The following is a 25804-nucleotide window of genomic DNA, read 5'->3' on the forward strand; positions in this document are numbered from 1 at the left end:
AAAGAATACCCCAAACTTAATGGTGACTATTTTCAATAATTTTTAGACTGGTTATCTCAGCAATTAGGCGTACTATTATGCAATTTTACAAATTGACCAAAGAAAAAAAGGATGCAAGCCCCTGAATTTATTTATGGAAAAGAAAAAATGCAAAGCAACATTAATTCAAGCCCCTGGATTTATCCGTGGGGTCTTCAATTTTTAATTTTTAATTTTTAATTTTTAATTCCCCGCAGGGGTTGATTCCAGAAGGCAATGCTTTTCAAGTGCCTTTGGTGCAAAAGTATATAGAACAGTTGCTAGAAGAAGAATAAGCGTAATTCCTAATTCGTAATTACCGCTTGTTAGTTTGTTGCGATCGCGATATTTGTTACAAACACTACGATTTTCGTTACAAACAATACGTTTTCATTACCAACGCTACAATTTTCGTTACCAACACTACGATATTTGTTACAAACAAGCTGATTTTTGTTACAAACAATCCGATTTTGTTACAAACAATCTGATTCTCGTTACAAACAATACGTTTTTATTACCAACGCTACGATTTTCGTTACAAACATTACGATTTTGTGCTGTAGTAGCTTTTTAAATTCAACTTAACTATGAAATATCACACTCAGTAGAGGTAAAAACGCCAACAGAAAGCCATGCCAAGATTGTAATTGAGTTTCTGGAGTTGGTTCTGGTGGTGCTAATAGAGCTTCTACTCTTTGTTCTAAACGATCTGCACCAGAAGAACCTAAGGCAGCACAGCAAATTTCCGATAAAACGGGGCCGCTACTAACCACTAATAAAAGTGATTCTGCTAGCACCAGAGGGTCTACTTGTAATGCTGCATAACCATCGGCACGGAGTTCGCGCAAAGCTAAGAGTTCTTCCCACAAAGGCTCTGTATTTGGCAACCATGCAGTGCAAGAACGCACCCAACCCAACCAAAAAAACCAGAACGTATCCCTATAATGGTGATGCCCTTGCTCATGGGCTAAGACGCTTTCTAAATGAGCCGGTGAGAGAGTTTGCACTAATCCTTGGCTAACTACTAATTCTGGTTGCCAAAAACCGATTTGGCCTGCAAACAACGCGCCTGTTTGCAGCAGTCTGGCTCGTCTATCGCCAACATTCACTAAAGGGCAGCTACGGGCAGATTCTACAGACTGCCAACCCTGGAAGGCAAGTTTAATGCATGAAATGGCAAAAAATGCCAAATAAATTAATGCGAGTAAATAGCTAATTGAGCCTGTATACATTCCGCCCATTTGTCCTTGAGGCCCCATGAACAGCACGGCGATCGCAGTCATGAAAATTAGCAAGGGCGGGAAGAGAAACAAAAATAGCGATCGCTGCCATCGCAGATTCCAATTGCCTTGGGGTTGATTCCGAGCGGATCTTAACCACCAGGCAACTGCCAAAGCATTCAAAATCATGATCAGATGCATCATTGTTCCTCCCTGGCTTGGCGTGCAGATTGAATACGTTTAGCGATCGCTGCTATTTGCTCACTAGCTGCTTCATCCAGACTATCAGCAAAGGCAGCAACAACATCGGGATTTCCCACCGCTAGAAATTGCTGTAACTGCTCGTGAGCTTTGATCACTTCTGATTGCTGCTTACTCAGTAATGGCCGCCAATAGAATGCTCGCTCTTTCTTATCGCAGGCCAGCCAACCTTTATCAGTGAGCCGACGTAAAACTGTGGTTACAGAAGTATACGCTAATTCGCGGTTGGGATCGGCGAGGATGCGATCGTGTACATCCTTGACTGTGGCTGAACCAAGTTCCCAGATGATATTTAAAATTTCCGCTTCCAACGGGCCTAAAGATAGTTGTTTAGGGCGGTAGTCGGGTAAAGGTGCCATAGCAATTTCAATGGGGAGTGGGGAGTGGGGAGTGGGGGCAGCACTTCGGCTACGCTCAGTGACCGGGGGCAGGAGGCAGGAGGCAGGAGGCAGCACTTCGGCTCATTTCGGCTACGCTCAATGACCAACGCTCAGTGACCGGGGGCAGGAGGCAGGGAGTAGGGAATGAGTGAATATCTGTCCTTTAGCGCTGTAACCTTGAAGCTGTAACTTTTTCCCCTTTTAGAAGGTCTGTTCTTGTTTTAGATTACAAGATAGTGCAGCAAATCTGAAAGTCTAAAATCATAAAAATGGGCTTTTTAAGTATTTATTAGGGATGGAAAAGAGGCAGAGGGGCAGAGGGGCAGAGGGGAAAAACTTTCTTCAACTTCTCCTCTGATCCTTGGTTACTGAATCTCGACTCACTTCGACGCCGCGATAGTTGAGCGTAGTCGAAACTCAGTGCAAGTCGCTCGATTTCCGTGAGCCGTACCACTTGCCTACGGCACGCTCCGCGAATGTGGAAGCAAGCTAGCAAGAGCTTCTTGTAGAGAAGTGCTGCTCCCCTGCTCCCGGTCACTGAGCGTTGGTCATTGAATCTCGACTTCGCTCGATTACCGCGTAGCCGAAATGAGCCGAAGTGCTGCCCCTCTGCCCCCCTGCTCCTCTGCTCCCCTGCCCTCTGCTCCCATCTATGTATTGAATGAGATACATTTTGTATTTTGATGGTAAAAAATGTTTCTGGAATAATTGTGACTATAGTTAGTGACACCAACTAGGTAGAATGTTATTTTCGGCAGTAGTATTAAAACAGGTGTATCCAGCCCGTGAAGTTATTCGTATACCACACTCCTGAATTGACTCCAACGGATAAAGCGCCAGAATGTGCGATCGCAGTCGATGTCTTGCGAGCCACTAGCACAATTGCGACTGTCTTGGCATCTGGAGGCGAAGCTGTACAAGTATTCAGCGATTTAGATCAGTTAATTGAAGTTAGCGAAAAATGGCCCCCTGAAAAACGTCTGCGGGCTGGAGAACGCGGCGGTGCGAAAGTAGCTGGTTTTGAGTTGGGTAACTCTCCCCTCGACTGCACAGCAGAATTAGTACAAGGGCGGCGTTTGTTTATCAGCACTACAAATGGCACTCGTGCTTTACAACGGGTACAAGACTCCCCAAATGTATTAGCAGCAGCTTTGATTAACCGGGCGGCGGTGGTGCAATTCCTCTTAGATAAGCAACCAGAGACAGTGTGGATTGTCGGTTCAGGTTGGGAAGGTAGCTATTCCTTAGAGGATACAGTTTGTGCGGGTGCGATCGCTCATAGTATTTTGCAACAAACCAAGCTGTCACCTGAAGAACTCGCTGGAAATGATGAAGTAATAAGTGCGATCGCTCTTTACTCTCAATGGCAAGATAACTTACTGGGATTACTTCACCAAGCTAGTCACGGTCAAAGATTGTTACGCCTTGACTGTCATGAAGATTTAAAATATTGTTCCCAAACTGATATTTTAGATGTCTTGCCCAAACAACATGAAACGGGAGTATTAAAAAGTTAAAAAGGATAGGCAATAGGCAATAGGGAAAAGGTTGACTGAACAATGCTTTATTTCCTATTGCCCAATTTTCAAATTGTTAAGCATTTGTCGGAGTCTTTGTCGCCAATGGGGGGGATAAGTCTCTAGTATTGCGGAAATTTTTCCACAAGCAAGGACAGAATAAGCAGGGCGACGAGCTGGTGTGGGATATTCGGCAGTTGTAATGGGGACAATATGTTCAACTTTCAAAGCGAAGCCTAGCTGTTGGGCTTCTTCAAAAATGGCAACGGCAAAGTCATACCAGCTAGCAACGCCGCTATTAGTGTAGTGATAAGTGCCGCTAATTTCTGGGGTTAATTGGGGAATCGTCTGCGCGATAACTGCGGCTATATCTTGCGCCCAAGTCGGGCTACCAATTTGATCGGCGACAACACGAAGTTCTTGGCGTTCTGCACCTAGTCGCAGCATGGTTTTGACAAAGTTGCTTTTGCCAAAGGTTCCATAAACCCAAGCGGTACGAAGGATGAGGTGATGGGCGCAAGTTTGCCGAATAGCTTCTTCTCCAGCGAGTTTGGTTTTACCATAGACACTCAAGGGATTAGTCGCATCGGTTTCCTGGTAAGGACTACAGCCATTGCCATCAAAAACGTAATCGGTCGAAATATGAATTAGAAAAGCTCCTAATTTTTGGCTTTCTTGGGCAAGAATTAGGGGTGCATTAGCATTAATAGCGGTAGCAAGTTCGGGTTCACTTTCAGCTTTGTCTACAGCAGTGTAAGCAGCAGCGTTAATGATAATTTGCGGCTGCTTGGATCTGATAACGTTGCGGAGGGTATCAGGTTGGGCAAGGTCTACTGTTGGACGGGCTACTGAGATAACATTGCCGTTAGATGAGAGTATTTGTTGTAGTTCCTTACCCACTTGACCATTGCTACCAATCAGCAAAATTGATTGACTCATCTTAAGTAGTTCTCGAAACTAAGGCAATCATCAAGCTTAATCAAACGTGAAGCTTTTTGCTCCCCTCTCCGTGTCGGAGAAGGGCTGGGGGAGAGGTCAAATAAAACTTGTTGAACTCACGTTAATCAAATACTTCAGCAGTTCTCAAAGATTTACCAGCTTGGTCTTTAGCTGATAAAATTGGTGGCGCACTCAAGGGCCAATCTATCGCTAAATCTGGATCGTTCCATAGAATTGTGCGATCGCTTTGGGGCGCGTAATAATCTGTAGTTTTGTAGAGAACTTCAGCTATTTCTGAAAGCACGAGGAAGCCGTGAGCAAAGCCCAATGGTATCCACAGTATGCGTTTGTTCTCCGCACTGAGTTCAGAACCCACCCATTTACCAAAGGTAGGAGAGCTTTTTCTAATATCTACAGCTACGTCAAAAATAGTACCGACAACAGCACGGATGAGTTTTCCTTGAGGTTGTTGGATTTGATAGTGCAATCCACGTAGAACGTTTTGTTTAGAACAAGAGTGGTTATCTTGGACGAAGTTCGTAACAATCCCTATCTCTTGAGCAAATTTTTGCTGGTTGTAAGCTTCAAAAAAGAAACCGCGATCGTCTGCAAATACTTGGGGTTCAATTTGCAGAACTTCAGGAATCTTGGTATTTACAATGCTCATTAATATTATTTATCGGATGTGACGCAGTGTTGTGATTGTTAGATGAATTTCGCATTCATATTTTACAGGCACTGTGTTCTAACTTTGACTGTAGCTTGTGCTATTTTTAACAAGTAAATCACGTTAATTCAATTTGACAGTCATCACCAATCATAAATCGCAAGGCTTTAGGGCGACGGGGTGCAAGACTCAATTGTGCCCTTTGTCCAATCACACTATCAATAATGCGCTGATAGATTCCGGCAATTTTAGCACCTTCTAAAATCACACTGTGTTCTAAATCGGTATCAATGAGGGTGACATTGTTAGCAATGCTACTATAAGGGCCAATAAAGCAGTTTTCTAAATGACAATTGCTCCCAATCACCACTGGCCCCCGAATTGTGCAGTTAATTACTTTAGATTTTGCACCAATTTTTACTCGTCCAATAATCTGACTTTGAGAATCGATTTCGCCCATAACTGATGCTGTCAAATAGGTATCAAGAATCAATCGATTAGCTTCTAATAAATCATCTTTTTTACCAGTATCTAGCCACCAACCTTGAAGATTATGGGCTACAACCTGCTTTTTCTGATTGATTAGGTATTGAATAGCATCAGTTATTTCCAGCTCGCCTCTAGTGGAAGGTTGGATATTGGCGATCGCATCATAAATCAGGTGAGAAAAGAAATAAACTCCTACCAATGCCAGATTTGAAGGAGGAACTTTGGGTTTTTCAATTAACTGTAATACCCGTCCTGTTTCATCGACCTGAGCCACACCAAAGGCGCTAGGATTTTCAACCGAACGCAAGAGAATCAAAGCATCTGGCTTTTGTTGGCTAAATTGTTGCAGGAAGTAATGTAACTCACCTAGTTGAATTAGGTTATCGCCCAAGTACATCACAAAGGGAGAATTACCTAAAAAAGGATGAGCTACTTGGACGGCGTGAGCAAGTCCAAGTGGCTGATGTTGTACGATGTAGCTGATGTTCGCTCCAAAGGATTCTCCATTTCCAGTTTTCCCTTGAACTTCTGCCCCGGTTTCTGGACTGATAATGATGCCAATATCAGTAATACCAGCCGCGACCATTTCTTCAATGCCGTACCATAAAACAGGTTTGTTAGCAACTGGTACAAGTTGTTTTGCCCCGCTATAGGTGAGGGGACGTAAGCGTGTACCTTTACCACCAGAAAGAATTAGTGCTTTCATCAGGATTTTAGGATTAATTACAAGTCATTAGTCAAGATAATCTGAAATCTTGACAAAATCCCAAATTATTGTATTCAAATTCTGGTGTTAGTTTATCTTTTATATAGGACTCATATTTGATTGCGTGAAAAAAATTCGGTATACCTTAATCTTCTGAAATCCTCTTGCAAGAGTGCCTTTTGTCTATTGCCTATTAAGCCAAGTGATTTCAGTAATTAAACCGGATTCCTATATGTAACGGGATAACACTTCGACAGTTGCTTTTCCTGTTTTTTCCCAACTGAATTGTTGAGAGTGAGTAATACCTTGTCTAGAAAGGCGCGATCGCAATTCTGAATTAGTTGCGATCGCCTGCATCGCCTCTGTAATTTCTTCGGTGTTGTAGGGATTGATCAGAATCGCCGCATCACCAGCCACTTCAGGTAAAGAGGAGAGATTGGAGGTAATAACAGGAGTACCACAAGCCATTGCTTCGAGGACAGGTAAACCAAAACCTTCCCAGAGACTAGGAAAAACCAGGGCGATCGCTTGATTAATTATCTTTGGCAATTCGCCATAAGGTACATAGTCAAGAAACTTTACCTGATTAGTTACACCCAATTCTGTAACTTGCACTTTTAAAGTCGGGGTATAACGCGAATCAATTGGCCCTACCAACCATAGTTCATAGTCTTTGCAGTTAGGTAACGCCGCAAAAGCACTGATGAGTCGCTGGATATTTTTGTATGGGTCTTGGCGACCAATGTAGAGAAAGTAGTTGCTGGTGGGGAGGTTGAGAGGAAGGAAGTGAGTGCGATCGTGCGCCAAAGGAATCGCAGTAATTTTGCTGGCGGGAATTTGATAAAAATCGGTGATGTCTTTAGCCGTAGTCTGGGAAATACAAATAATGTGTTGCGCTTGCTTAAGAACTTGGGGAGTGTAGTAGCGGTGGTAGGGTGTGAGTGGTGAGAATGGTTTGGCAAAGCGCAACGGTATCATGTCAAAAGATGTAACAACAAAACGACAATTGCTATAAAGGGGTGCTTCTGGAAGCGGAGAGAACAAAAGACTCGATTTGAGCTTTTTATATATTTTTGGTAATTGAAATTGTGTCCAGATCAGGCGGTTTAAATGACCTTTCTTACCGTGGTCTGGGGTTAAATTTGACGGGATTGGATAGCAGTCAAACTCGGAATATTTTTGCGTTACTAATAGAGTAGGTTGCAAAGATTTTAAATAAGGAAAAAGGTTTTGAGCATAGTTGCCTATACCTGTTGGTTGAGACAAAAGAATAGATAAGTTAATGATTAATTGTTTTGCAGAGGTATTATCTACTATTTTCATTAAATAATGGTTCTGTAAGCGTTTAATGTTTCTTTCGCCGTTCTTTGCCAGGAAAATAATTTTGCTCTGGCTTTCCCTTTATTAATTAATTCTTGGCGTAACTGGGAATCACTGATTACTTTCAGTATGGCTTCCCCTAGCTCGATAGAGTTATTAGGGTCAACTAGTATAGCGGCATCTCCTGTAACTTCTGGAATTGAAGAAGTGTTGGAACTAATCACAGGAACACCGAGAGTCATTGCTTCCAATACGGGTAAACCAAACCCTTCGTAATGAGATGGATAAACGAAGACATCAGCTTTTGAGTAAAATAATGCAACTAATTCATTAGATAGGTAATTAAGATGATGAATTTGGTTTGCCCAAGGCGAATTTTCAATAGCCGCAAATATTGGTTCGTAATTCCATCCTTTTCTACCAATCAATATTAATTGATGTTCAATTTTGTACTTTTCTTTTAAAAAATTAAACGCTGTAATTATATTATTAATATTTTTTCTTGGCTCTATTGTGCTGACAAAAAGCAGATATGGCTTGGAAAAATCATAATTAGCTTGTTTTTCTAGAATTTGGGCAACTTCCTCAGACAAGTAATTAGGATAATAGCGACTAGCTAAAGGTGTGACATAGACTTTTTCTGAGTCTACTTGCAAATATTCAATAATATCTTTTTTAGAACTTTCTGAAATAGTTAAAACTAAATCTGTCCATTGTAAACATCGCTTTACTCTTTTGGTATATGTTTTTACGACTGAATCTGTATAGTTAGGATATTTAATAAAAGTCAGATCATATATATTCATTACCTTTAAACTATTTCGACAGGGATAAACTGAGTAATTTGTACCATGTAATATATCCGGATAACCAAAATATTTTTCCAAGTAAGATAAACTAGGTTTAAAAGCTAAAGCTAATAATAAATCTGAGATTCTTACAGGTAAAGGCAAGAGATACTGTTGAGAAGAATTTTTAAAGCATTCAGGAAAAATAAAGTTACCCCGAAGCCAATTTTTTAACCCTGGTTGATAGACTACTCCTAACTGAAAATTTTCCTCTTTTTGTAATACATCAAGAGCGCATATTAAATTAGCAATGTAAAAGCCAACCCCACTGGGTTTTGAATCCACTGGGGTGGCATCAACTACAACTTTTAGCATCAGAATATTTAAGCTCCGCCGTTGCTCAATTTTTTTAGATCATAATCAACCATTAACTCAACCAATTGCTCAAAAGAATGCTGAGGCTGCCAACCTAACTCCATCTTAATTTTATTAATGGAACCAACTAACTGTACTGATTCATCAGAACGATAAAAAGCAGGGTCAACAGAGACATAATCTTGCCAGTTTAGACCAACGCTGTTAAAAGCACACTCAACGAGTTCTCTGACAGAGTGAGTTTCACCACTAGCGATGATATAGTCATCAGGTCGTGCTTGCTGCAACATCAACCACATAGCGTAAACAGCATCTTTGGCATAGCACCAATCACGACGAGCATCTAGGTTGCCTAATTTTAGTTCATTTGCTAAACCTAATTTAATTTGGGCAGCTGCGTGCGTGATTTTGCGAAATACAAATTCTGTCCCACGTCGAGGCGATTCGTGAGTATAAGTAATACCACAGCAGTTGTAAAGATTGTATTTCTGCCGATAGTTGACAGTCATCCAGTGAGCGTATGCTTTGGCAACACCGTAAGGGTTACGCGGACGAAAGGCGGTGCGTTCAGCTTGAGGCGATTCATCAGGTTGACCAAAAACTTCACTACTAGATGCTTGATAGAATCTGGCATCTGGTTTGCAGCGACGAATAGATTCTAAGAGGCGGGAGACACCTAAAGCTGTATATTCAGCAGTGAGAGCAGGTTGTGTCCAAGAGAGAGGAACGTAGCTTTGAGAGGCGAGATTGTAAATTTCGTCAGGTTGAGCTTCCGTAATCACATCCATTAATGATGACTGATCTAAAAGATCACCAGAAAGGATTTGGATATCGCCAGAAAGGTGATTGACGCGCTCAAGATTACTGGAACTTGAGCGGCGGACTAAGCCGAAGACTTGATAGCCTTTGCTTAGTAGTAGTTCAGCAAGATAAGAGCCATCTTGTCCTGTTAAACCTGTAATTAGAGCTTTTTTAGTCATGTGCTACAACAAAATTATCAAGATTGTAGAGATGTTAGTTATAAGGTATGAAAATTAGTAGGGTAGCAATTAGCAATCTCTAGTTAAAAGTATCATGTTTGTAATGGCTATATAAGCGCCTATGCAGGAGTTAGGTAAAGCCGATCAAGCTCGTTACACTTTTTTGAGGATATTGGACAAAGGATTTTCCTGTCAAGAACGCTGATTCTCACCATAAGCTTAAACAGTGAAAAAATTTATAGGTAAAATGGCTTATAGTTCTTCTATCTTTTCAACGTATATTCTACAAATAGTGCGGCAGTGAGGGCTTTTTATTATTAATTATTATATGAGGTTCATTAGATGCAACTGGGTTTTATTTTTGCCAAATTACCAAAATAACTCCACCCACGATAAAACTCAAACCGATAAGACGGGTTACGGAAATAGTTTCTCTAAATATAAAGTAACCCAACAGAACTGAGAAAACATAAACTAAGGATATAGATGGGCCAGCAATACTTAGACTGACTCTAGTTAAAAGCATAATGTATGCTAGCGCACCGAGACCGTAGCACGCTAGTCCTAATACAAGTTCAGGTGTTGTAATGATGCTAAGAATGTGACTAACAGCATTTCCAATATGAACTCTACCTAACTTTAAGGCACCTGCTTTTAAGAAAAATTGTCCTCCTACACTAGCAAGGACTGACATTACCAGTAAACTAAATTCTTGTGGTGTCACAGAAATATCCTTAATTCTTTAAATTGCAATTTATCTTGCTATTCCTCTTCAATCGCAAGTTGCGTAAAATTGACAGTCATCTTGCGCTCATCATCTGGTGCAAAGGTAACTTTTCCATTATTCCAATCTTTGTATTTAAAAACTACTGTATTCCATCCTGGAATACTTTGAAATTTAAGTCTACGCTTAATATTAGTATCTTTGCTGATATTAACCAGTTTGTCCAAAGTTACTCCATTAGCTTCCACAAAAATATCCTGTCCATTAATTGGATTCATAAAGCTGAAAGCTAAGGCTACTGATTTAGAATTTGGCAACTTAAATTTGAGTAAAGTTTCTGGACTTAAACCCCAGCGCCATATACTGCCTTGATGGGTCTCTAGAGTTAGCCCCTTTAGATTTAAGCCATAGGGTACTTGAAACTTAATTAAGTCAGCTTCAGACAAATCTAAAAAAGGTTCAAACTTCAGGTGACTTCCCAAGTTTAAGTCCACTTGATTTCTTAATTGAGAAGATTTGGGTATAAATTTAACTAGACCGGCTCCAGGCACTTTTGTTTCTACAGTTGGCTTGCCAAAGTGTGTATAAAAATCGATAACACAATTTTGTGGTAAAAAATCTACATAAAGGTTAATTCCTGCAAAGTCATTCAGTTTATAAAAATCTGTAAAAAAAATCCATTCGTCTGAACTAAAACAGCGTTTTTGATGGCTTGCTTGGAAAATATCTTGAATGTCAGGAGCAAACAGTTTATCCCAGCCAGCATCAATATACGGTTGGATTTGAGAAGTATGTAAGCGCCCGAAATAGTGTCCCATAACTTTTTTCTTATGAAATCTTCTTAAAGTAGAATTTGCCATATTCTTTGAAAAATATGGGCAAAGACTGTTGCCACCTACTCCATTACCTCCTACTACACAGAATGGCCAATCTAGAACTGCTTCTCCTGGTTGTTTGTTAACATAATTCATATATTGAAAAAAATTATTGTCCAAAGAGTAGAAAGGCCAATCATTTAGTTTGACTGAATAAGCAGTAAATATTTCAGTGCAAGCCAAAAATACTAAGAGCGCTGATACTAGCTGTCTAGTATATAAACGTAAGGGATTCAGATTAATATTTAGGGCAAAAATGCTAAGTATGATCGGGTAGAGAACAGTAAAACGACCTTGAACGCGGCTGAAGGCAAACCAGGGAAATATCTTCAGTATGGGAAAGCGAATCGGATGGTAAAGCAGACAAAGGAGAAAAATGATCAGCAGAGGTATAAAAATGATAATTTTTTTGCGTCCTTGCCATAACCCGACAGATGCAATAATCAGTAAAAACCAGCCTGGACTACCAGCACCTATACCTTCTGGTGAATCGTTAAAAAATTGATCGAGATTAACTTGCCCTGGGTGAAAAAACGGTAGAAAAGGAATTAGGATTCTAAGAGGATTAGCCCACCAAGCTCCACTAGGAATTTCAGTAAAGTCAAAGCTTTTTGCTTCTCTCGCAATTTGGAAAACTAGGGGTAAATTAATAAAGCTTGAAATCAGGCATAACCCCAGTAAAGTTAGGGATATACGGGGATGGGCAAAAAACTCATTTTTATAATTGCCTGCTGTATTTTTTATAAAGCTTACTAAACTCTGTCTTTTATTTATAAAATACCTGTAACTAAAGAATAAGGCAGCAAAAATAGTAGAAATTGTAAACGACGTTAAAGCACAACCAGCTATGTATCCTAATTCTTGTCCTAGAGATAAAATAAGTAAACAAGCTCTTAATAAAATAAGTCGTAGAGATACATACTGTCCCGATGTTACTCTTTTGAGTATAAGGAAGTCAGCGATTAAACTGAGGGCAGTCCAATGAAATATTGAATAGCTGAGATGCTCTGGATATTTAAGAATTGCGTAGAAGCTAAAAAAAGAAATTAGGAATGCAGCCCCACTAGCGCGGGCAAAGCTATAATCTTTGAAAAGTAGAATGAAGCTTCCGATACCTGTAAGCAAAACGCTTAAAAGATAGTAGATTTGTATCCAGGGGCCAATTCCAAAAAATGAGTAAAAGATAGCATAGAAAATATCTCTTTCAATTGACCAAGGCTGAAAAACACTGCTAGTTCCGTAAGGATAAAATACCTGATTATTAATAAGATCCAGATGAGGAAATGGTTTAAAGCTTATATTATTTTTCAGATAGAATCCTGCATATTCCCATTGCTCTGTATCACCAAATCCAACAAGTGGTTCAGATAAATTTTTGATAATTAATACACTAAAAGCCAGAGCAACGCCAGAAAAGGCTAATATTGTTAGTATAAAATTTCTATTTGTTAGATGTAATTTTAATTTCATGGTTAATCTTTCATAATTCTGTACAAGATTATTTATCTAATTTGAGTAATTTCACTTGCTTCAAGCTTGATAAAGAGCAATTAATAAAATTAATATAAATTATTAAGACTTAGGAATAATTTGTTGTACTTTTAAAACCAAGTATTGATAATCTCGCTGTGGTAAAAAGCCAAAATTATTTCTTCCGCTCAGAATCAAAAATACAAAAGAAAGAGATATAGTCAAAGATTGTAGTAATATAATGAAAGATAGTCCAGCCACATAAGGTGCCCAATTAGGAATAGCTACTCTAATGAGTATAACTGTTGCAATAATTGCAACACTGAGCAACATCAATAATAATGTTGCAATCAGAAATCTAACACCTATAATGTCCCCATATACAGAAATGGCACTGAGTCCATGTATCACTAAAGATACAAACTTCATTTTTGACTGTCCAGCCAGACGTACACCACGGTTACATGGAATTTGTGTCCACGGTATTTTTGCTTTCAAAATTCCAGCAGTATAGTGGTTCCATATTTCTGAAACAACTACAAGTCTGGATAATATCCTGTGAGGAATAATACTGAAATTTCCTACATGTATCTCCTGACCAGTTAGCAGATGATAAAGCAATTGGTAAATTTTATAAAATACTTTGAATATCTGATTCTCAGAACGCTGATTCCTTCGAGCAAAAACTATCTTTTTATATTCTTCTGCGCTACATTTATCTATGAGTCTTAACACATCTCTAGGAGTATCTTCTCCGTCTCCATCCATCACAACAACTGCTTGACATATTATATTGGCTTCAATATAAGCTAATCCAATCGCAATGGCTCTTTGATGCCCTAAATTTCGCTTCAATTCTAGACAATTCACTTTTTGAATAGCGTTAAAATGTGCAAATATGAAACTATCATGAGCAGGTATGGTAGATGCGTCATCTATAACTAAAATTTCACATTGTATTTTTTGATTACTCATAACTTTGTCTAAATCTCTCAGTAAAATATCTAATGATTGCCAATCATTAAAAACGGGAATTACTATCAATATTAATTCATTAATAGATTTTTTATCATTCATGATTTATAACAACCTATTATTTGTTAGAAATATTATTGAATATCTCTGAACTACACCTCAAAGGGTAAAATCTCTGCTTTAACCTCTTTTAAAGAAGTTTTTTTAGGAAGTTTTAAAACATCTATATATGCTTGAATTACTTGGTTTGCGGTATCTGACCAGGCAAACTTTTTTGCCTGTTCTTGGCTATTCACCTTCAAAATATTACGCAATTTGCCATCATTAAGTTTTGCTAGTACTCTTACAATATCAGCTTCATTTGTAGGATCTACGTATAAAACTGCATCCTTGCCAACTTCAGGTAAACTCGTAGTATTAGAAGTTAAAACAGCTGCTCCAAGACTCATTGCCTCTAAAACGGGTAATCCAAATCCTTCATAAATTGATGGATAAACAAATGCCCAACAATTTTTATAGAGCCAATTAAGTGTATTATCATCCACGTACCCTAGTCTACGAATATGCTTAGTCAAGCCTATATTAATAATAAAACTTTCAAGATCGTCTTCTAACCATCCTTGCCCTCCTGCTAAAACCAAAGGTTTAGGATCGTTATAAATATCGATATATTTCTTATACGCCAACAAAGTTCGGCGTAAATTTTTCCTTGGTTCTAAAGTACCTACACAAAGCCAAAAATTATCAGGTTCAAGGTCAACAACCGTTTTTTCTTCATCACCATCCTGAAAACGACTTCCTAAATAGACTACACGAGTTCTTTCTATTGGAAAGTGGGGAAATATTTCCAGAAATCTTTGTCTAGAATATTCAGAAATGGCAATAATTAAGTCGGCTTGCATTGCTGCATTGAAAACACCATTAAAACAATTCCATCGATTTTCCTCAGAAGTATATTCTGGATGATCGAGGAAACTCAGATCATACAAAGTATAAACAAACCGAGCAGAAGTAAAACGAGGACATGAAAAGTTGTTCCCGTGAACAATATCTGGATTTCCCAATTTTTCTTCATCAATTGCTGCTGAAGTACTCCAAAAAGCTAGAGATTCATGATGTGATAAATGGTCTAGTAGATGAGTACAATTACTTTTGTGAAGGCGGCACGTGCTAGTTCCATGCTCTGTATCCCAAAAAGTGTTTCCAAATGCAGAGTAAAGCAAATACTCATTATTTTTGTCGCAGCTTACTAGGTGTTTTATAAGACTATCAGCAAAGTATCCGCATCCTGCCTTGGCTTTTCCAGTTTGACTAATATCAAAACCAATCCTCATAATCTTTTCAATAGTAAAACTAAATTTTTAATCAGAAATATATTGGCAGCAATTAACCACCAAATCATCTTGACTGATGCATTAACTGAAATCGATTTTTTCCAATGATAAAATGACCACAGACTATTAAAAATGACTGCATTCACAAAAATCATGTTTTGAAGAGGTTTTGTTCTGTCTAACTTCCAAGTCTCTTCTATCTTTACGTGTGCGTAAGCAAAAATCCATTTATCTGGTACATTTCCAAATTTGGAATGCATCATATTATTTATTTCATAATGAACAGCTATCCGTTGACCCAGTGTTTTATTAGTCTTATATAAGCGGGAACCAGAAAGCTTGCGTGGTATATAATGAAATGGTGTATTCTTCGCATAACGAAGCCACAACTCATAGTCCATACAGTACTTGAGAGAATCATTCAAATTGCCATATTTTTTAACTAGACTACGGCGAAAAAATACTGATGGTTGGCAGAGAAAACAAGTTTCGATTAAACGTTGATAATTCCAATCCTCAGTCGGATAAGCTTCAATAACTCGGTCTTGTTCATCAATGTGATCGGCATCACCATATATAGCTTGTAGATTGGGATAAGATTCAAAAATTTCTTTAATTGCCTGAAAAGTTCCTGGATAGTAAATATCATCAGAATTAATCCAAGCAATTATGTCACCTGTGGTCATAGCGATACCTTTATTAACAGCATCTGCTTGTCCTTTATCAGGTTCTGAAACCCACTTTATATACTTATCGTAATTTTTTAAGATTTCTACAGTCCCATCTGTACTAGCACCATCACAGATTACATACTCCATTTCTGTATCTGCCAACTGTTGAGATAGCACACTCTGTATAGTTCTTTCTATAAAACAACCCTGACCAAAAGAAGGTGTAATAACGCTAAATTTTAAGTTCACACCACACTCTCTAATGCTAAATTGAACTAGATGACCCATCAACTAAGTTTACTCGACAATGGCGCACCATTAACCCAAGCCGACGTTGATCCGAGTTCAGATTTAGTTGACTAGGTTGAAAGCTAGGCGATATTTGCACTGTTACCACTTCACCTGTATGCAAAAGTGGCCAAATAACTTTCTGTGATTCGCCCCGAAGGCAATTGTAAGATTCTTTTCTCTGTTTATTGCGTAATTTTATCGTGGCTTTAGAGCTTGGGTAAAATTCGGGAGTTTCAAACAAAATCTCTAGAGTTCGCCCTGACAAACCTGGCTCTATGGAAATATGAAACTCAGGTGCTGACCAACCATCATCATAAATGCCAGAAATCATGGTTTGAACTAATGTATTTTGATTTAAAGCCTCTTTTTGAAAGATACTTAAATATTGGTAAGCCATTTTCTTACCATCAAATAGCTCTAATCTTTGAAACCCTTTTTTTACCAGTTGTTCAACTAATAATTGATTATCGGTAATTTTTGCCAAACATGATGCTATTTCATCTGGTTTTCGAGGATCGAAATAGATAACCGCATCTCCTCCAACTTCTGGTAAGCTAGCAGCATTACTAGATAATACTGGCTTACCAAATTTCATTGCCTCTAAAGTTGGAATTCCAAATCCCTCATATAATGAAGGGAAAATTAAACATTGACAACCTTGCCAAACAGCTGTTAATGCTTCTTGATTTAAAAATCCTAAAAATAGGATATTTTCGCTCAAACCCATAAGGTCTACTGCTTCCTTTAAGTGATTTTCTTCATTTTCTAATGCACCTGTAAAAACTAAATCTAAAAATGAATTTGGAAACTGTTTTTTATATATTCCATAGGCTGTTAACAGGATACGATGGTTTTTATGTGGCCAATAGTTAGCAGGATAAAATGCATATTTTCGTCCTGCTAAACCTATACTGTTGAGATGCTCTATAACAGTGCTTTCATTTAATTCAACTAAGCGTTCATGAATAGAAATTGGTACAACAGTTAGTTTATCGGGGGGCGTTTTAAAATGCTTGATAAATGATTGACGTGTAAAATCTGAAATGCAAATGATTTTTTGAGACTTATTAAGAAGCTCAACTATAAATCTTGTTCGATGTTGCTGTTCTTGAGCAGTAAAGAAAAATTGATAGTCTAAATGCTGTAAATCATAAGCAATAGCTACTAACGGAATATCTTTGTCAGCATATGTTGGTGCAGAAAAAGGACAAAATAGTAAATTAATCTTATTTTCTTTAAGTAAGGAGCTATAGCCTAGAAAATTGTTGAGCTTAAAATTGATTTTATTAACTATTTTTTTTAAAAATCTAGATAAAAACCCCAAATTATTTTTTTTTGTTGTATCAATTAAATCAGAAACTAATAGTCGCTCCATCCTGTTAGTTTCGTATTGGACTAATTCTAAATGATTCCAAGGAGCTGTAAGAAGTAAGAAATAATGATGAGGTGCTAATTCTTGAAATTGCTTTAGTAGGGTCAATACTAAAACTTTAGCACCTCCATTTTCACCACCAGGTCGTAGAGGAGTTAAATCTATAGCAATTCTTAGAGATGGTTGTAATTCACTCATATGGTAAATAATACATTCAATTTTTGAGTCTATAATTTGTATCCTACAACTGCATAATCTTGCGCTCCGTAAAAGTAATCATTAAATCGTTCAGCTACCTCAGAACCACTGACTTTATAACTTTCTGGATAAGGGTGAAGATTCATGACTTTTACTTGGTGTAGACCTTGCGTTTCAAGAATAAATTTAATCATGGAGCTTGGTAAAGGATTGTGATGCGTTGGATCGAAATAAAAATTACAACTACCAACTAATACATTTTGAGGATTTGGTGTTTCAAAAATGGCTAATCCACCAGGCTTAAGTACCCTGACGACTTCACTGAAAAATTTCATTAACTTTGTAAAAGTTAGATGCTCAATAATATGAAAACCAGTTATCATTCCTAAGCTACTATCTGGCAATGACTGTGTATAAAGCATTACATCAGCTTCTATCACCTCAAATCCCCTGGAGCGGGATTGTTCTACCATTACTTTGTTGATATCCAGACCTCTAGCTGTATATCCAGATTCCTGTAGCAACTCCAGCCATTCACCACGCCCACAACCTACATCTAAAATTGGTGATTCATCTGTGCCTATATTTGCTTCCTCAATCAATGGCAAATAAACTTTTAATCTGTCTAATATTTCTTCCCGACTACCTCGAAACTGCTCTTCAAATGCAGCATAAAAGGCATCGAAAAAGCGCATATCTTCATTTACAAAGGTTTCTAACTCCTTTTGGCTGAAAGGTTCTGGTAAACGTTTTCTTGCATCTTCCAAAAACACTGTTATTAAACGCTTTTGCTGCATTAAGTCATTTTTGAGGTAACTATCATTTCTGATGTAATGCTCATTGATTTCTTGAATACGAGCATTTGCTGTATTTATACGATTATCTGTTGTAATTAATTGAGCGCCCATTCTTTCAATACGAGCATCTACAATATTTTTATGCTCATCTATTTCTTGTACTAGACGATTCAGAGTATCCAAACGTTCTTGAATGCCAGTTAGCCAGTTGGTAATTAAAGTATGAATAGCATTTAAGCTGTCATCTATTCCTTGGATACTGTTATCCAGAGTAACTAAGCGCTCATCCAACCCTTGAAAACGATTCTCTACAGCAATCAAGCGCCTATCTAATTGTTGGATGCTGTTATCCAGAGTAACTAAGCGTTCATCCAACTCTGGAAAGCGATCATCCATAGCAATCAGGCGCTCATCTAGCCCTTGGATGCTGTTATTCATAGCAACTAGGCGCTCATCTAGTTTTTGAATGTTGTTATCCACTTGGGTTTTTAAAGTCGCAATGTGTTCCACCAACTGGTGATTAAGTGCTACAGACTCTTTTAGAGAATTAATTATATTAAAATTGATTTCTCGCTGATCTTTAAAAATAAAGTTCATGATTTTTAGAATAATTTTTTGCAAATTACCACTTAAATTGAAAGGAAAAAGATTAAGTTTGTCTGGCCACTTTGTACGGGCAATTGAGCGAGATTCTGCATTTTCAAGAAAACTTTCAATATAACTAATACTTAACTTCAAATTTGATGTGTCTAGATGAGATTGTGAATCTAATAACTGAGAATGAGCTTGATTTTTACTAATATGCTCAATATCTTTATGTATTAATTCATCAATATTAGTTTCAGGATAATTGGATTCAATCATTTATTTTTTACTTAACCTCAATTATTTCTTGATATGATTTTAATTTCTAGATTAGATATGGTATTTAATGCTTATATAACCATGATTGCAATGTCCTCCATTAAATAAGTTGGCGCTACATCAAACCAGCGTACACCTTCCTGTACCAATGTAACTCTCAGGATATAGTTACCTTTTCGTGCTAACGATCTAAGTTTAATTTTATACACTTCTTTGGGTACTTTATTGAATAAATGTTTCAACGCTATATCCTCAGAGCTATTTAAGTGAGGAAATATCTTTGTCCGTTGTCCCTCAAAAACAATATAATCGGTAGCTTGTTCATTCATCCAATGATACGAAATGTGAACTGGATGAGAACCATAACTATTAAGAGTAAATTCGCTAGAGTTTTCAATTTCTAATTTAATTTCAAATTCACTATCTGTATTTACCACTTTTGGATGCTCTTTCACAAATATCTTGATTGTTCCAGCAGAGATGGGTGGGACAGGGAACATTTGTAAGCTACTCTTCAGATGTTCCCGATTTATGGGTCGATGAGAAGCAACTACAAATAGACTAGTCGCTGCACCTATTTCTCTTGTAGAAAACTTTTTTACTAAACTTCCACCTGGATTCTGGGTATCACCAAACCATAAACATACATGGTTAAAGTGTTTACTTAATTGCTTTTTCAAAATCCTTGGCGATTGTTCATTAATATGCATTAGTAGCTCATATCTTGAGCGGGGCTGTGGTGGTAGGTAGGCACCAACAGAAGCAGCAATTTTCCTTTTACGTGGATATTCATATTTGTAATACCAAAGATTTGGAAAAGTATGTACAACAAATAATCCATCTTGTTTAAGACTGTGCGCGACTTGCTGATAAAGCGCATCTAGTTCTTCAAAAGCTAAGTGTTCAATCACGTCAGAAGCTAGTGCTAGATCATACTTATTTGGCAGTTTTACATTGCAGACATGATCGCAGATAAATTCTACGTTGGCTGCTAACTCAGCTTCTCCATTAAAACAATTTTTTGCTAGTTCAATGGCATTTGGTGAATAGTCAATAGATGTAACTGCAAAACCTTGACGAGCAAAATAATAACTAAGTTCACCTCGTCCAGAACCAATATCAAGTACTCGTCCTGATGCTTTCAAACTAGCGATTGCTGCTACAGATTGCAATCTTGGATCTTCTAACTTCTTCCCTTGATTTTGTTTATAAGTATCAAATCCGCTACAATCTTGAGTATAGTAGTGACTGGTATAACTTTGACGAATGTCTAGACTAGTATTAGGATTGTGGTGTTCTTCAAGCTCACTTAAATAATTATTAGAAACTTTTATTAATAACTCTCCAGCATAACCTGGTATTACACCATACCAATCGAGCAAATCAGCATATTTAAATAAGAAATCACTAACTGCCATAAAGTTCTGCTGCGTCCACATATATCCATCTACCAACACGTAGCGGGATTGCTTAATAGCAAGTTCCAAATCATGAAAGGAACCGTCTCCATTTTGTTGCCCATCAACATGAATGAGATCGTACACATTACCAGGCAAACGTTTCATTACCTGTGTATCAGCAATAACAAATTCAGTATTGAACTGCTTAGTAATTTCTTTTGCCCAATTAATTGCACCTTTGACACCACCAAAATCATTGGTATCTAAGTCAATCCCAGTATATTTAGTATTAGGGTATCCGTATAGGAAAGCTGCGGCAGAATAACCAAAACGTACTCCTATTTCTAGGATATTAATAGGTTTTAATTCATGAGCGATCGCAGATTTAAGTTTGTAATAATCAATCCACTCATCAAAAAGATGTGACAAGGGATCTTCTGGATTAGTAGTTTTTCTAAAGTCATATTCTGTCTGTTTTGCCTGTTTAATTATAGAGTCAAACATAAGTATATTTATGAATAGAAATAGAAGGAGAAAGATTTACTATTCCTGACCACAGTATTGAGTTTTTGTTTCTTAGAACTTTTAATGCGGCGACATTATGAGCATAAACTAATGTTCTCTGGAATAAACTTTCTCCAATTGCACTATCAGCTACACCAAATGTAATTGTATATTCACCCTCCATCAAAGGCACCTTAAACTGAAAGCAAATTTCCAGTAAAGTACCACTTTCTACTCGACCTACTTTTTTTCCCATACATAGAGTGTTGGTTTCAAAAATCACCTCGCCCGTTCTTTCTCGTATTTTAAAACCAATATGGGGATCTTCAAAATATTGGAAAAATAAAACCCCTACAGAAATCTGTAATAACTGCTCACTAATTACAACTTTTATTTCTTGATCTGTTTCGTCTAAAAACCTAACAAACTCTATACTTACTTCTGGTGCATTAATTACTACTTCATGTGCTGAATCTAAGGTTCTATCTAAAAACTCTTGATTTTCCTCCGAAGTAATATAATTTGATTCTGGAAGCATTTGAATTTCTACTAATTCTGATTGTATATCTTTTTTTTGTAATAGCTTGGCTTCATATAAATCAATTACTTGCCTTGGTTTAGCATCCAACACTAAATTTCCTGCTTCCATAAATAAAGCTCTATTACAGATTTTATGTACAACAGCTGAATCATGGGAAACAAATAAAAGTGTTGTTCCCATACGTGTTAGATTTCTAATTCGCTCAAAACATTTTTGCTGAAAGTAAATATCTCCAACTGCTAATGCTTCATCTACAATTAAAATGTCAGGATCAACACTTACTGCGACTGCAAATGCTAATCTCACGAACATACCACTGGAATAAGTTTTAACAGGCTGCTCAATAAAATCTCCTATATCAGCAAATTCCACTATTTCATTGTATTTGGCTTCAATTTCTTCACGACTTAACCCTAAAATTTGTCCATTGAAAAATACATTTTGTCTTCCAGTAAATTCAGGATTAAATCCGCTACCGAGTTCTAGTAAAGCTGAAACTCTGCCGTGAATCCAGACATTTCCTGTAGTTGGTGTCAAGGTTCTAGCAATGATTTGTAGTAATGTACTTTTACCAGAACCATTTTGACCAATAATTCCTAATTTCTCTCCTTTAATAATTTCTAAGTTAATATCCCGCAATGCCCAAAATTCTTGAGCGTGGCTCTTAGCAGGTAGTAAAATTTCTTTTAGCCTATCTACCGGGCGAGCATAACGCTTGTAGCACTTTGAGATATTCTTCAGTGAAATTGCAATCTCCTCACCCATAACACTGCATACTTAAACTAATAACGAATTTCACACGGTATAATTTTATCAATTACAAATTAGTTACTTCATTATAATTTTGGCTTGTGGTTGAATTATATCGCTATCTACTATACAGTTCACGTTAGCATTTGCTTGTTTTAAAAGCGGTTGGCTAATGAACCTTAACTACAACACATCGGCAAAGGCTGGACGCAAATGCTTGTACACTGTAAAACCACAACAAAACATAATTGTTGCTATGGCACCAGCAACTCCCCATTCCCCCCAGTGTTTGATCTCTCCAATTAAAACTATGTCACGATAAACTTCTGCGATCGCTGCCATTGGATTTAACCAGAATACCAAACTCCGCCATTGCTCTGGAATTGCTGATACTGGATAGACAAGCGGTGTTAGATAAAACCAAATATTTAAAATTACTCCTAAAGTCTGGGGGATATCTCGCAAAAATACAGTTAGTCCGGCTGTTAAATAGCCCAACCCTGCTGTTAGTAATAACTGTGTAAACCAGATCAAGGGTAATAGCGCCAAGGTAGTATGTAAAGTATGAGCATTGATCGCTACAAAAAAAATCAATGCCATTAAACCAAAGGAACTCTCAATGAATGTTGACAAAATTGGCACTAGGGGTAATAAAGCTAGAGGAAACACCACCTTCTTGACTAAATTTGGTTGTCCTAATACCGAACTAGCGGACTGCATTAGACCTCCTGTAAAAGCAATCCAAGGAAGTAACCCTGCAAATAGCCATAAACCAAAGGTGAAATCATTTGCTGGTAAACCATTGAGATTAGTCAGCTTCACCTTCAGTACAGTGGAAAATACATAAGTATAAATCAGTAACTGTGATAGCTGATTTAGCAAAGGCCACAAGTTGCCCAAAACAGAACCTTTGTAACGCGCCTCTAAATCCCGGCGTACTAAAGTTCTGAGTAAGTCGAACTTCGTCCACAACTGTTCACCTATGGGCAAGATGCCCCTCCATCTCCTTACCTTACGTACAACTCCCCGCATTGTCGGCAACAATTTCTGCTTCCTCGCTCACTACTCACTACCCATTCACCTAATTGCTCTCACAGAAGTATCATATTTATGAAAGTTCCTTCTTTAGAGACTTTCAAATAAAAAAATAAAAACTACTTTTTGTGAGGTTGGGTCTCACCCACCTTACATTAGGGCGGGCTTTCCGGCTTACCCCAAAAGATTGGATAATTTATTTGTTGGAAATCCCTTTAGTGCTTTGATAATCTATCATCACTAGAAAATTGTATCCAAATTATCTTGCTAATCATACTATAAGTTGGCTATTGTCAAGTGTATTTTTACTACAACAAATCTAACTTGTGTTTACAAGGCTGCTTTCTTTGTTAAGGATACGAGTTTTGCTGAACTCAAGCTATCTAGATCAACTCCTTGCGATCGCAAATATTCTGCTAATTTATTAGCCGATTGGCGTTGTTGTTGTAATTATTCAGCTAACTCCGTCGGTGTTAGTAATTTCTCCCCCGTATCTAGACGATAAAATCCCGATAATTCTGCCTCCACCACTCTTAGCCCTATGGGAAAACTTTAAGCATAGCCGAGAAATTGGTCTGCTAAAACTGTGGCTTGCCTGCCTGTGAGGTATTGTTTAATTACTTCTAAAGTGGTGATAATTGCGTAAAAATGTGGTCTGATTCTGCCAATGGTTGACCGTCTGAACTAGAATATTCGATGTTGGGATTGACTATTTTGATGGTTGTAGTCCCTAATTCCCTAGATTTATCTATGGATTACTCAGGACTCCTGAACTCTCCTGGAATCAGTGACCGTTGAGTGACGGATTCCGCTACACTGAAACTTGGTTTATTGCATTGTAATCAGGCATGGAAATCGGACAAAAGGTTAAAGTCTTTCGTTTGCGCGATCGCGTTTCTGCCCCTGTTGTCAAAAAACTAGGGCAAGTGGGTACTATCCAAGGCTACAAAGTCACCGATGGTGCTGGAATCGGTGTAGTAGTGCAGTTTGACGACAATTCTTCCACTTGGTTCTTTGAAGATGAAATCAAACCTGTGTAGTTGTAAACAACTCATATCCGGGTTTTTCTTGGCATCTGAAATTGAAAGCACAGGTTGAGAGTCCTTGTTGAATGCTAAGTTGGAATTGAAAAGCTCGGCGGTGAAAATAGGAATCAAGTAATGGCTCTAATATTGACATTTTTGGGCAAAGGCGGCACCGCTCGTACCAAAATTGCGATCGCCGCCGCCAAATTATTGGCAAGTCAAGGCAAGCGTGTACTCCTAGCAGGACAAACAGAACCAACATTGTCGATTCTGCTGGGTACTCCTATTGCTGCCGATCCCCAAGAAATCGCTCCCAAATTACAAGTAGTCCAGTTTCAAGCATCTGTACTACTAGAACGCAACTGGGACGAAGTGAAGAAACTTGAGGCGCAATATCTTCGCACACCCATTTTTAAAGAGGTTTTTGGTCAAGAACTGGTAGTATTGCCGGGGATGGACAATGCCTTAGCCCTGAATGCTATCCGCGAATATGATGCTAGTGGCAAATATGATGCGATCGTCTACGATGGCACGGGTGACTCTTTGACGTTGCGAATGTTGGGTTTGCCAGAATCTCTCAGTTGGTATGTCCGGCGATTTCGGCAATTATTTGTCAACTCCGATCTGGGGAAGACGATTACTGAATCACCCTTGATTCAACCGCTAATTGGCAGTTTTTTCAATATCAACTGGACAGCAGATAACTTTGCAGCGCCCACTAACCAAGTCAATAATTTCTTAGAAAAGGGGAGAGCCGCTCTTGCTGACCCCAAGCGTCTCGCGGCTTTCTTAGTGACTACAGGAGATCCCATTGAGGTAGCAAATGCTCGTTATTTGTGGGGTAGCGCTCAACAAATTGGTTTAACTGTCGGTGGTGTTCTGCTTGTGTCAACTCAGACAAATGCTAACTTATCAGAGGAATTTATACCTCTACCTGTAAGCGTCGTTCCTGACTCGCCTACAGGTGACTGGCAACCACTGATAGACGCTCTACCCAACTTTGAAGCACAAGCTCTACAGGCTCCCAAACCAATTGCAATAGACATCCACAATCGTCAAGTACGCTTATTTTTGCCAGGATTTGACAAAAAGCAAGTCAAGCTTACCCAATATGGGCCAGAAGTCACGGTAGAAGCAGGAGATCAGCGACGCAATATTCCCTTGCCACCAACTTTAAGTGGTAGACCCGTTGCTGGAGCAAAGTTTCAGAATAATTATTTGATAATTTCGTTTTAAGTTATGGGAATAGGGCATGGGGCATAGGGAATGGGGCATAGGGAATAGGGAATAGGGAATAGGGAATAGGGAATAGGGA

The 25804-nt window shown here is 38.2% G+C and carries 21 protein-coding genes; 3 read left to right on the top strand and 18 right to left on the bottom strand.

Annotated elements, in window-relative coordinates; genetic code table 11:
• Nucleotides 1-602: 602 nt before the first annotated feature.
• A complete protein-coding gene (locus RMX98_RS13980; protein ID WP_322680443.1) occupies nucleotides 603-1442 on the bottom strand; it encodes a M56 family metallopeptidase in 840 nt (279 codons plus the stop codon).
• Entirely contained in the window at nucleotides 1442-1861 is a 420-nt protein-coding gene (locus RMX98_RS13985) for a BlaI/MecI/CopY family transcriptional regulator (RefSeq protein ID WP_322680375.1), read from the bottom strand. The genes RMX98_RS13980 and RMX98_RS13985 overlap by 1 nt, the downstream gene beginning before the upstream one ends.
• A gap of 806 nt (nucleotides 1862-2667) precedes the next feature.
• Between RMX98_RS13985 and RMX98_RS13990 the strand changes: the two genes are divergently transcribed.
• Complete coding sequence (locus tag RMX98_RS13990) at nucleotides 2668-3399, top strand: 2-phosphosulfolactate phosphatase family protein (protein ID WP_322680376.1); 732 nt, start codon at nucleotides 2668-2670, stop codon at nucleotides 3397-3399.
• Between the two features lie 54 nt (nucleotides 3400-3453).
• On the opposite strand, the gene rfbD is transcribed toward RMX98_RS13990, so the two are convergent.
• From rfbD to RMX98_RS14070, 16 genes are all read right to left on the bottom strand, one after another.
• Nucleotides 3454-4338, bottom strand: coding sequence for a dTDP-4-dehydrorhamnose reductase (gene rfbD, locus RMX98_RS13995; protein ID WP_322680377.1), 885 nt, complete (start codon nucleotides 4336-4338; stop codon nucleotides 3454-3456).
• A 121-nt stretch (nucleotides 4339-4459) separates the two neighbouring features.
• The gene (gene rfbC, locus RMX98_RS14000; protein ID WP_322680378.1) at nucleotides 4460-5005 is read right to left on the bottom strand and encodes a dTDP-4-dehydrorhamnose 3,5-epimerase; all 546 of its coding nucleotides are present in this window, start codon (nucleotides 5003-5005) and stop codon (nucleotides 4460-4462) included.
• Nucleotides 5006-5123: 118 nt separating this feature from the next.
• Nucleotides 5124-6200, bottom strand: coding sequence for a glucose-1-phosphate thymidylyltransferase (locus RMX98_RS14005; RefSeq protein ID WP_322680379.1), 1077 nt, complete (start codon nucleotides 6198-6200; stop codon nucleotides 5124-5126).
• A 228-nt stretch (nucleotides 6201-6428) separates the two neighbouring features.
• Entirely contained in the window at nucleotides 6429-7523 is a 1095-nt protein-coding gene (locus RMX98_RS14010) for a glycosyltransferase family 1 protein (RefSeq protein WP_322680380.1), read from the bottom strand.
• Nucleotides 7523-8683, bottom strand: coding sequence for a glycosyltransferase family 1 protein (locus RMX98_RS14015; RefSeq protein WP_322680381.1), 1161 nt, complete (start codon nucleotides 8681-8683; stop codon nucleotides 7523-7525). Before RMX98_RS14015 ends, RMX98_RS14010 begins: the two co-directional genes overlap by 1 nt.
• Nucleotides 8684-8691: 8 nt before the next feature.
• Complete coding sequence (locus RMX98_RS14020) at nucleotides 8692-9663, bottom strand: GDP-mannose 4,6-dehydratase (RefSeq protein WP_322680382.1); 972 nt, start codon at nucleotides 9661-9663, stop codon at nucleotides 8692-8694.
• A gap of 355 nt (nucleotides 9664-10018) precedes the next feature.
• The gene (locus tag RMX98_RS14025) at nucleotides 10019-10387 is read right to left on the bottom strand and encodes an EamA family transporter (RefSeq protein ID WP_322680383.1); all 369 of its coding nucleotides are present in this window, start codon (nucleotides 10385-10387) and stop codon (nucleotides 10019-10021) included.
• A gap of 38 nt (nucleotides 10388-10425) precedes the next feature.
• Nucleotides 10426-12732, bottom strand: a complete 2307-nt coding sequence (locus RMX98_RS14030) for a hypothetical protein (RefSeq protein ID WP_322680384.1) — start codon at nucleotides 12730-12732, stop codon at nucleotides 10426-10428.
• Nucleotides 12733-12834: 102 nt separating this feature from the next.
• Nucleotides 12835-13809: a glycosyltransferase gene (locus RMX98_RS14035; protein ID WP_322680385.1), complete on the bottom strand. Its 975-nt coding sequence runs from the start codon at nucleotides 13807-13809 to the stop codon at nucleotides 12835-12837.
• A 50-nt stretch (nucleotides 13810-13859) separates the two neighbouring features.
• Complete coding sequence (locus tag RMX98_RS14040) at nucleotides 13860-15041, bottom strand: glycosyltransferase family 1 protein (RefSeq protein WP_322680386.1); 1182 nt, start codon at nucleotides 15039-15041, stop codon at nucleotides 13860-13862.
• Nucleotides 15038-16000 (bottom strand): glycosyltransferase family 2 protein, encoded by a 963-nt coding sequence (locus RMX98_RS14045; RefSeq protein ID WP_322680387.1) that lies wholly within the window; start codon nucleotides 15998-16000, stop codon nucleotides 15038-15040. Before RMX98_RS14045 ends, RMX98_RS14040 begins: the two co-directional genes overlap by 4 nt.
• Nucleotides 15978-17573 (bottom strand): glycosyltransferase family 1 protein, encoded by a 1596-nt coding sequence (locus RMX98_RS14050; RefSeq protein ID WP_322680388.1) that lies wholly within the window; start codon nucleotides 17571-17573, stop codon nucleotides 15978-15980. Before RMX98_RS14050 ends, RMX98_RS14045 begins: the two co-directional genes overlap by 23 nt.
• 29 nt (nucleotides 17574-17602) lie before the next feature.
• Entirely contained in the window at nucleotides 17603-19234 is a 1632-nt protein-coding gene (locus RMX98_RS14055; RefSeq protein ID WP_322680389.1) for a class I SAM-dependent methyltransferase, read from the bottom strand.
• Between the two features lie 71 nt (nucleotides 19235-19305).
• Nucleotides 19306-21138, bottom strand: coding sequence for a class I SAM-dependent methyltransferase (locus tag RMX98_RS14060; RefSeq protein ID WP_322680390.1), 1833 nt, complete (start codon nucleotides 21136-21138; stop codon nucleotides 19306-19308).
• A complete protein-coding gene (locus RMX98_RS14065; protein ID WP_322680391.1) occupies nucleotides 21131-22444 on the bottom strand; it encodes an ABC transporter ATP-binding protein in 1314 nt (437 codons plus the stop codon). Before RMX98_RS14065 ends, RMX98_RS14060 begins: the two co-directional genes overlap by 8 nt.
• Before the next feature lie 168 nt (nucleotides 22445-22612).
• Nucleotides 22613-23461 carry an ABC transporter permease gene (locus RMX98_RS14070; protein ID WP_322680444.1) on the bottom strand — a complete coding sequence of 283 codons (849 nt, stop codon included), beginning with the start codon at nucleotides 23459-23461 and terminating at the stop codon, nucleotides 22613-22615.
• Between the two features lie 851 nt (nucleotides 23462-24312).
• On the opposite strand from RMX98_RS14070, the gene RMX98_RS14075 reads away from it, so the two are divergent.
• Nucleotides 24313-24504 carry a DUF2862 domain-containing protein gene (locus RMX98_RS14075; protein WP_322680392.1) on the top strand — a complete coding sequence of 64 codons (192 nt, stop codon included), beginning with the start codon at nucleotides 24313-24315 and terminating at the stop codon, nucleotides 24502-24504.
• A 120-nt stretch (nucleotides 24505-24624) separates the two neighbouring features.
• Nucleotides 24625-25725, top strand: a complete 1101-nt coding sequence (locus tag RMX98_RS14080) for an ArsA family ATPase (RefSeq protein ID WP_322680393.1) — start codon at nucleotides 24625-24627, stop codon at nucleotides 25723-25725.
• Nucleotides 25726-25804: the final 79 nt, after the last annotated feature.

This window comes from Nostoc sp. DedQUE02 (assembly GCF_034531035.1).
Lineage (GTDB): Bacteria > Cyanobacteriota > Cyanobacteriia > Cyanobacteriales > Nostocaceae > Nostoc.